The following is an 8,840-nucleotide window of genomic DNA, read 5'->3' as shown; positions in this document are numbered from 1 at the left end:
GCGGCGGGGCGGCGCTCGGGGTGGTCGGTGCCCGGGGCCGGGGCGGCGACGCTCAGCGACACCTGCTTCGTGGCGCTGGTGCTGTACCCCTTCGCCGCGACGGTGAAGGCGAACGTGCCGGCGCTGGTCGGGGTGCCGCGGAGCCGGCCCTCCTCGTCGAGGGTGAGGCCGTCCGGCAGGGCCCCGGCGGCCAGTGCGAACGCGATGTCCGAGTCGCCGTCGGCGGTGAACCGGAAGGAGTAGGGCTTACCGACGGTGCCGGCGGGCGGTTCGCCGGAGGTGAACGCGGTCGCCGCCTCGGCGACGACGACTGTGGCGTTCTGCTCGTCGAAGCGGTCGTTCTTGTCGGTCATCCGCAGCGTGAACGTGTACGTGCCAGGGGTGGTCGGCGCGCCGCCGAGCGACGTCCCCACCACGAGCATTCCCGGCGGCAGAGCGCCCGAGACCACCGACAACCGGTACGGCCCGGTGCCACCGCTCGCCTCGACGGTGTGGATCGCGTACACCCGCCCGAGGTACAGGGGCGACCGGGGCTTGCCCGACGTGATGACGACCTTCGGTTCGCGTACCTCGACTGTTGCCGTCTGCTCGTCGAAGAGGTCGTTCTGGTCGGTCATCCGCAGCGTGAAGGTGTAGGTGCCAGGCGTCGTGGGGGCACCGCCGAGCGAGTTCCCCACCACGAGCATGCCCGGCGGCAGAGCGCCCGAGACCACCGACAACCGGTACGGCCCGGTGCCACCGCTCGCCTCGACGGTGTGGATCGCGTAGACCTGCCCGATGACCATGACCGACCGGGGCTTGCCCGAGGTGATGGTGACGGCCTCGGTGGCGGCGGTGGCCGGTTCCGCGGCGGCCGGTTGCCCGGCGCCCAGCAGCAGAGCGGCAACCATCGTCAGGGCCATGACCGGGCGAAGTGTCCCCATCGCACATCCAGCTCTCGGTCGGAACCGCTCGCGTCCGCCAGCGGGCCACAGTCCAGTCGATCCAGCAGACTCGGAGTTTATTCGACCAGTGCCAGCGACCCCGGGCAATCCACTGATCGGTGATCACCGTGTCGCCACGACGACAGCCGCGCCCGGCGCGGTCGTGGTGACCGCACCGGGCGCGGGACGTTTCCCGGTACGGAGGCGGGCGAGCGCCTCCGTACCCCCGGGTTCAGAGCGTCGGCGGGGTGAGCGTGCCGACGGCGCTCTCCAGCGCGGCGGCGACCCGGTACATCCGGTCGTCGGCCATGGTCGGCGCCATGATCTGGAAGCCGACCGGGAGCCCCTCGGACAGGCCGCACGGCACCGAGATGGCCGGGCCGCCGTACAGGTTCGTCGGGATGGTGAACAGGTCCGCCAGGTACATCTGGTACGGGTCGGCGGTACGTGACCCGATCGGGAACGCCACGAACGGCGTGGTCGGCGAGATCAGCGCGTCGACCTGCTCGAACGCGCTGGTGAAGTCCCGCGTGATCAGGGTGCGGACCTTCTGCGCCTGACCGTAGTAGGCGTCGTAGTAACCCGACGAGAGCGCGTACGTGCCGATCATGATGCGGCGCTTGACCTCGGGACCGAAGCCGGCCTCGCGGGTCAGCGACATGACCTCCTCCAGCGACCGGTTGCCGTCGTCGCCGACCCGCAGGCCGAACCGGACGCCGTCGAACCGGGCCAGGTTGGAGGAGCACTCGCTCGGCGCGATCAGGTAGTAGGCCGGCAGCGCGTACTTGAAGTGCGGGCAGGAGATCTCGACGATCTCGGCGCCCAGCTTCGCCAGCGCCTCGGCCGACTCGCGGAACGCGGCCATCACGCCCGGTTCCGCGCCCTCGCCGGTGAACTCGGTGACCACGCCGAGCTTCACGCCGGTCAGGTCGCCGGTGGCGCCGCGCCGCGCCGCGGCCACCACGTCCGGCACCGGGGCCGGGATCGAGGTGGAGTCGCGCGGGTCGTGACCGCCGATCGCCTCGTGCAGCAACGCGGCGTCGAGCACGGTACGCGCGCACGGGCCGGGCGTGTCCAGCGACGAGGAGAACGCGACCAGGCCGTAGCGGGAGGTGCCGCCGTAGGTGGGCTTCGCGCCGACGGTGCCGGTGACCGCGCCGGGCTGGCGGATCGAGCCGCCGGTGTCCGAGCCGATCGACAGCGGCGCCTCGTACGCGGCCAGCGCCGCCGCGCTGCCGCCGCCGGAGCCGCCCGGGATCCGGTCGGTGTCCCACGGGTTGCGGGTCGGACCGTACGCCGAGTATTCCGTGGAGGAGCCCATCGCGAACTCGTCCATGTTCGTCTTGCCGAGCATCACCGTGCCGGCCGCGCGCAGCCGCTCGACGATCGTCGAGTCGTACGGCGGGCGCCAGCCCTCCAGGATCTTCGACCCGACGGTGGTCGGCACGCCCTTGGTGGTCAGGACGTCCTTCACGGCGACCGGCACACCGGCGAGCGGGCCCAGTTCCTCACCGGCGGCGCGCCGCTCGTCCACGGACCGGGCGGCGGCGAGCGCCCCCTCGGTGTCGACGTGCAGGAACGCGTGCACCCGGTCGTCGACGGCGCCGATGCGGTCCAGGTGGGCCTGGGTGACCTCGACCGCGGAGGTCTCGCCGCTCGCCACCAGCCCGGCGATCTCAACGGCGGTCAGCTTCGTCAGGTCGGTCATGCCGGCACTCCGCTTCGCTCCGTGCCGTCACGACCGACAACCACGCTGAGCCTGATGATTCGCTCGCTGCGCTCGCTCATGAGGCCACATCCTCGTCCAGGATCCGCGGGACGCGGAACCGCTGCTCCTCGGCGTCGGGGGCGCCCGACAGCGCCTCCTGCGGGGTCAGGCCCGGCCGCACCACGTCCTCGCGGAGCACGTTCGTCAGCGGCACGGAGTGGGACGTCGGCGGGATGTCCGCCGCGGCGACCTCGCCGACCTGCGCGACCGACTGGAGGATCACATCCAGCTGGCCGGCGAAGGTGTCCAGTTCCTCCTCCGTGACGGCGAGCCGCGACAGTCGCGCGAGGTGCGCGACCTCCTCGCGGGAGATGGCGGCCATCAGTGCCCCCTTCGTGGCTGTCCTGAGACGTCTGCGGTGGGCCGGCCGCGCGTACGGGCGTGCTCGATGACGCGCGGTGACCGGAGCGAGTCTATTGTCCCGCCGTCACGACGACGCCTTCGACTCCCCCTCCGGCGCCGGACCGCTGCGGCTCCCCGCCTCCGCCGGGCGCACCGGGCGGTAGCGGGACAGCCAGGCCACCAGGTCCTCGGCCGGCATCGGCCGGGCGTGGAACCAGCCCTGCGCGACGTCGCATCCGGCGGCGTGCAGCAGCCGCCAGGTGCGCTCGTCCTCCACGCCCTCGGCCACCACCCGCAGCCCGAGCGCGCCGGCCAGTTCGATCATCGAGCGGACGATCGCGGCGTCGTCCGGGTCCTCGGCCATCCCGAGGACGAACGACCGGTCCACCTTCACCTCGGACAGCGGGAGCCGGCGCAGGTGCTGCAGCGACGAGTAGCCGGTGCCGAAGTCGTCGAGCGCGATGCCGACGCCGATGCGGTGCAGCTGGGTGATGCTGGCGAGCACCCGCCGGGGGTCGGCCATCAGCGCGCCCTCGGTGATCTCCACCTGGAGGCGCTCCGGCGGCACGCCGTACCGGGCCAGGCGGTCGGCGATCTGGTCGGCGATCTCGCCGGTGTGCAGGTCACGGACGCTGACGTTGAGCGCGGCCCGCAGCGTGAGCCCGGCCGCCGACCACTTGGCGAGCTGCTCCACCACGTCGTCGACCACGCGGCGGGTGAGCAGGCGCATCACCGCGCTCTGCTCCGCGACCTGGATCAGCTCGCCCGGGTCGACCATGCCTCGGCGCGGGTGCCGCCAGCGCAGCAGCGCCTCGACGCCGACCACCTCGCCGGTCGCGATGGCGATCTGCGGCTGGTAGTACATGGTGATCTCGCCCGGGTGCGCGGCCTGGTCGTCCGGCTCGGCGGTCGTGCTCCCGTCGGCGGTCGGGCCGATGACGCCCGGCGCGCCCGTACTCACCGCGGCCTGCGCGTCGTGCCCGGTGCCGGCCTCGACGTCGTGCCCGGCGTCCGTCCCGCGCGCGGTCTCCGCGTCGGCGTCCCCGCCACCGGCCACGAGCGGCGCCACCACCGCTGCGGTGCCGCCGGCGCGCGCGGCCCGGCTGCGGATCGGGTCGGCGCCGGTGAGGATCCGCTCGATCAGGTCGTCGTCGTGCCGCTCCTCCGCCCGGTCCCGGCGACGCCGCAGCCACCGGTTCGGCCCGTCGCCGGACCGCCCGCGGCCGCCGTCGCGCGCCGGGCGCTGGTTGCGGGCCGGGCGGTCGGCCCGGACCGGCAGCGCCGGCTGGAGGGCGGCGCCGTCACCCCCGCGTACGCCGACCGTCTCGCCGCCCTGCGCGGACGGGCCGGACTCCAGCACCCGCCGCAGGTCGGCCAGCAGACTCAGCCGCTCGGCCGAGTTGTGGTCGGACTCCGGCGCGTAGACCGCCACCGTGTCGTTGCGGTGCTTCGCGTCGTACATGGCCACGTCGGCGTGACGCATCAGGGTGGCGAAGTCCTCGCCGTGGTCGGGGTAGAGCGCGATGCCGATGGCGCCGCCCACGTCCAGCGGCAGCCCGTCCAGCGGCACCGGCTCGGCGAGCGCGGCCACCACCCGGTCGGCCCGCTCGCGGGCCTGGTCGATGTCGGTGAGCCGGGGTACGACGATGGCGAACTCGTCGCCGCCGAGCCGCGCCACCATGTCACCGCCGTCCACAGCGCCCATCAGCCGGGCGCTCACCTCGACCAGCAGGCGGTCACCCACGGCGTGCCCGAGCGCGTCGTTGACGTGCTTGAACCGGTCCAGGTCGAGCAGCAGCAGCGCCAGGTGGGCGTCCGGCGCGCCCCGGGCGGCCCGGTCGCCGTGCAGGTGCACCTGCTCGGCCACCTCGGTCAGCAGCGCCTTGCGGTTGGGCAGCCCGGTGAGCGGGTCCACGTCGGCGAGCTGTTCCCGTTCGGCGGAGAGCCGGGCCATCCGGTAGACCGCGAACAGCGGCACCAGCACCAGCGGGATCAGCGCCGCGCTGGCCCGGGCGGCGGCCACCAGCACCGGCGCGAGCAGCAGCAGCGAACCGGTGGCGAGCAGCTCATAGGCCAGGCCGCTGCGGACGCTGGGCCACCAGCGGTCGCCGAAGCGCAACCGGACCGCCGAGCTGACCAGCCCGTAGTTGACCACGAACCAGGCGACCGTCGCGCCGCCCACCGCCGCCACGTCGGTCCAGTGCAACCGGCCGCCGTCGAACAGCTCACCCGGGCCGATCCGGGTGACGGCGTACGCGGCGGCCAGCGCGCACGCGTACTGCGCCGCGTTGAAGCCGGTGCGCCAGGGGGCGTACCCGAGCCGCCAGCCGCTGACCGCGACCGCCACGGCCTGCACCGCGACAGCCGGACCGAAGCCCCAGCCGAGCAGGATGGCGAAGGTGAAGCAGGTCGACGGGAACACCGCCGAGGTCTGCCGCCGGCCGGGCGGGACGAACGGGCGGGCGTCGCAGGCGACGGCGAGCGCCGCCATGGTCCAGAACGCGGCCGGCAGTCCGCTCCACCTGTCGGCGAGCGCGACGAGCGGACCGACCGAGACCGCCAGGGCGACGACGCCGATCGCGCCGACGAAGCCGAAGAACGGCCCGCTCCGCCCGGGCGGGACGGAGTTACGCGGGTCGCCGGTCTCCATCGCACCTCCCGGGGAACGTCCTGGCGCGCGCCGTCACGCGTCGTACGCCAATGAAACGCCCTCCGAGGCGATTTCCCCGACACGACAGTCACGAATCGGTCGTAGTCGTAATTAACTTGGTATCCGCCGGAGGGAAGCTGTGACCAGCCTGTCAGTCCTCCACCCGGGCCACCTCGCGGGCCGCCTCCGGGCCGGAGTCCAGCAGGACGCGGAATCCGTCCTCGTCGAGGATCGGCAGCTTCAGTGTGGCGGCCTTGTCGGCCTTGGAGCCGGGATTGTCGCCGACCACCACGAAGCCGGTCTTCTTGGAGACCGAGCCGGTCACCTTGCCGCCCCGGGCCTGGATCGCCTCGGCCGCCTGGTCACGGCTGAACCCGCTGAGCGTGCCGGTGACCACCACAGTGACGCCGTCGAGCGGTCGCGGCCCCTCGTCGGCGGCCTCCTCGGCCATCCGTACGCCCGCCTCGGCCCACTTGCGCACCACGTCGCGGTGCCAGTCGACGGCGAACCACTCCTTCACGCTCGCCGCGATGGTCGGGCCGACGCCGTCCACCGAGGACAGCTCCTCCTCGCTCGCGGCCTCGATCGCGGCGACCGAGCGGAAGTGCCGGGCGAGCGCCTGGGCGGCGGTCGGGCCGACGTGCCGGATGGACAGCGCCACCAGCACCCGCCACAGGTCGCGTTCCTTGGCCTCGGCGAGGTTGTCGAGCAGCTTGGTGGCGTTGCTGCCCAGGCTGCCGTCCTTGTTGACGAAGAACGGTGATCGGCTCAACTGCTCGGCGTCGAGCTGGAACAGGTCGCCCTCGTTGGTGATGATCTGGGCGTCGAGCAGCGCCGCCGCGCCCTTCTCGCCCAGCACCTCGATGTCGAGCACCTTGCGGCTGGCCAGGTAGAAGACCCGCTCGCGGATCTGACCGGGGCAGGCCCGCCCGTTGGGGCAGCGGATGTCGACGTCGCTCTCCTTGGCCGGCGCGAGCGGAGTGCCGCAGGCCGGGCAGGTGGTCGGCATGACGAACGGGCGGGCGTCGGCCGGGCGCAGCTCGACCACCGGGCCGAGCACCTCGGGGATCACGTCGCCGGCCTTGCGCAGCACCACCGTGTCGCCGATGAGCACGCCCTTGCGCTCGACCTCGCGGGCGTTGTGCAGCGTGGCCAGCGCCACTGTGGAGCCGGCCACCCGGACCGGTTCGAGGACGGCGAACGGGGTGACCCGGCCGGTGCGCCCGACGTTGACGTCGATGTCGAGCAGCTTGGTGTTGACCTCTTCCGGCGGGTATTTGAAGGCGATCGCCCAGCGCGGCGCGCGGCTGGTCGAGCCGAGACGGCCCTGGATGGAGACCGGGTCGACCTTGACCACCACGCCGTCGATCTCGTGCTCGACGTCGTGCCGGTGCTTGCCGTAGTAGGCGATGTATTCCGCGACGCCGGCCAGGTCGTCCACCACCCGCCACCGGTCGCTGGTGGGCAGCCCCCACGCCTTGAGCGCAGCGTACGACTCGGACTGCGCGGCCGGCCGGAACCCGCTGCGCGCGCCGATGCCGTGCACCACCAGGCGCAGCGGGCGGGACGCGGTCACCCGGGGGTCCTTCTGCCGCAGGCTGCCGGCGGCGGCGTTGCGCGGGTTGGCGAACGGCGCCTTGCCCTGCTCGACCAGGCTCGCGTTCAGGTCGGCGAACGCGGCCACCGGGAAGTAGATCTCGCCGCGCACCTCGATCAGATCCGGCACGTCGGGGAAGTCGTCGGCCGGGGTCAGCCGGGCCGGCACCCCCTTGATGCTGCGCACGTTGGCGGTGACGTCCTCGCCGGTGCGGCCGTCGCCCCGGGTCGCGGCGCGCACCAGCCGGCCCTTGGAGTAGGTCAGGTTGATGGCGAGCCCGTCGACCTTCAGCTCGCACAGGTAGGGCACCGGGCCGCCCGCGTCGCGCTCGACCCGCTCGGACCAGGCCGCCAGCTCCTCGTCGGCGAAGGCGTTGTCGAGCGAGAGCATCCGCTCGGCGTGCGCGACCGGCGTGAAGTCGGTGGAGAAGGTGCCGCCGACCCGCTGGGTGGGCGAGTCGGGCGTGCGCAGCGCCGGGTATTCGGCCTCCAGCGCCTCCAGCTCCCGCAGCTGCCTGTCGAACTCCGCGTCGGTGACGGTCGGCGCGTCGAGCACGTAGTAGCGGTACTGGTGTTCGGTCAGCTCCTGGCTGAGCGTGGCGTGCCGCTCCCGGGCCGCCGGGGTCGGCTCGGCACCCGCCGCCGCGTCCTGGGCCGCGTCGACCGCTGGGGGAACCGCTTCTTCGGACACGCCGCCGCCTTCGGACACCGCTGTCGACCTCCCGTGTTCGTGCTACCCGAGAACCGTAGCGGTCGGGGGTGACAGTCGTCCGGCCACCCGCGCCGAGCAGGGCGAACCGGCGCCGGTCGCGCCGCCGGGCGGGTGCGGCCCGGCCGTGCGACGATCGCGTCGGCGGTGCTGGGCGACAACGGTCGGGAAGGCGGGCGACGGATGCGCGACGGGGTGATCTGGGCGCTGGTGATCGTGGCCTGCGTCGCGGCCGGCTGGCTGTGGAACGACTGGCGTCGCCGCTCGGCCGAACGCGCCGCCGGGACGCGCGACCGGGCCGGTGGACGGCGGCCGGGCACCGGCCGTGGCAGCCGGAGCAGCGGGCCGGGCGGCGACCGGCCCGGCACCGACCGGACCGGCGGTGGACGTGGGGACGACCGGCCCGGCGGCGGGCGCCGCGGTGACCGGGCCGGCGGCGGGTCGCGAGGTGAGCGCGTCGGCGCGCCGCCGAGGCCGCGGGGCGCCCGGGCCGACCGGGACGAGCCCCGGCCCGGGGAGATCTGGTGGGCCGACGTGCCCTACGCCGACGGAACCGGTTCCAAGGTGCGCCCCTGCCTGGTGCTGCGCGTCGACGGCCGGGACGCCGAGGTGCTGAAGATCACCAGCCAGGACAAGTCGGACCGGGACGACCACCTGCCGATCCCGACGCGGGACTGGGATCCGGACGCCGACCACGACAGCTACCTGGACGTCAGCGAGCCGATCCCGGTGCCGCTGAGCGCGTTCGCCGACCGGGCCGGCACCTGCGACCCGGCCCTGTGGCGCGGCATCCGCCGCCTCGACCACCTCACCGGCTGATCCGTCCGCGGCAGCCGGCACCCGGACCCGCCC

6 protein-coding genes are annotated in these 8,840 nt (G+C 73.8%); 1 reads left to right on the top strand and 5 read right to left on the bottom strand.

Features of this window, described 5'->3' with window-relative positions:
• The 5 genes from EAD96_RS10115 to ligA all read right to left on the bottom strand — a co-directional run.
• Nucleotides 1-923 (bottom strand): Ig domain-containing protein (locus tag EAD96_RS10115; RefSeq protein WP_121684086.1); only part of this gene is annotated, 923 nt, incomplete at its 3' end.
• A gap of 232 nt (nt 924-1,155) precedes the next feature.
• Nucleotides 1,156-2,631, bottom strand: a complete 1,476-nt coding sequence (gene gatA / locus EAD96_RS10110; RefSeq protein WP_120571318.1) for an Asp-tRNA(Asn)/Glu-tRNA(Gln) amidotransferase subunit GatA — start codon at nt 2,629-2,631, stop codon at nt 1,156-1,158.
• A gap of 76 nt (nt 2,632-2,707) precedes the next feature.
• Nucleotides 2,708-3,013, bottom strand: a complete 306-nt coding sequence (gatC, locus tag EAD96_RS10105) for an Asp-tRNA(Asn)/Glu-tRNA(Gln) amidotransferase subunit GatC (protein WP_013284468.1) — start codon at nt 3,011-3,013, stop codon at nt 2,708-2,710.
• 105 nt (nt 3,014-3,118) lie between these two features.
• A complete protein-coding gene (locus EAD96_RS10100) occupies nt 3,119-5,683 on the bottom strand; it encodes a bifunctional diguanylate cyclase/phosphodiesterase (protein WP_121684084.1) in 2,565 nt (854 codons plus the stop codon).
• Between the two features lie 151 nt (nt 5,684-5,834).
• On the bottom strand, nt 5,835-7,970 hold the full coding sequence (ligA, locus tag EAD96_RS10095) for an NAD-dependent DNA ligase LigA (RefSeq protein WP_199733121.1): 2,136 nt from the start codon (nt 7,968-7,970) through the stop codon (nt 5,835-5,837).
• A gap of 201 nt (nt 7,971-8,171) precedes the next feature.
• Here ligA and EAD96_RS10090 point away from each other — a divergent pair, with 201 nt between their 5' ends.
• On the top strand, nt 8,172-8,807 hold the full coding sequence (locus EAD96_RS10090) for a type II toxin-antitoxin system PemK/MazF family toxin (RefSeq protein WP_121684085.1): 636 nt from the start codon (nt 8,172-8,174) through the stop codon (nt 8,805-8,807).
• Nucleotides 8,808-8,840 lie beyond the last annotated feature (33 nt).

Origin of the sequence: Micromonospora sp. BL1, from assembly GCF_003667485.1 — a bacterium.
GTDB classification, from domain to species: domain Bacteria; phylum Actinomycetota; class Actinomycetes; order Mycobacteriales; family Micromonosporaceae; genus Micromonospora; species Micromonospora tulbaghiae.
Note: the sequence above shows the minus strand (reverse complement) of the source record. Positions and strands in the feature narration are given on the sequence as shown.

Excerpts from the sequence above, each read along its gene's own strand:
- gatA (WP_120571318.1), bottom strand. The coding sequence starts at position 2,631 with ATGACCGACCTGACGAAGCTGACCGCCGTTGAGATCGCCGGGCTGGTG.
- gatC (WP_013284468.1), bottom strand. The coding sequence starts at position 3,013 with ATGGCCGCCATCTCCCGCGAGGAGGTCGCGCACCTCGCGCGACTGTCG.
- EAD96_RS10100 (WP_121684084.1), bottom strand. The coding sequence starts at position 5,683 with ATGGAGACCGGCGACCCGCGTAACTCCGTCCCGCCCGGGCGGAGCGGG.
- EAD96_RS10090 (WP_121684085.1), top strand. The coding sequence starts at position 8,172 with ATGCGCGACGGGGTGATCTGGGCGCTGGTGATCGTGGCCTGCGTCGCG.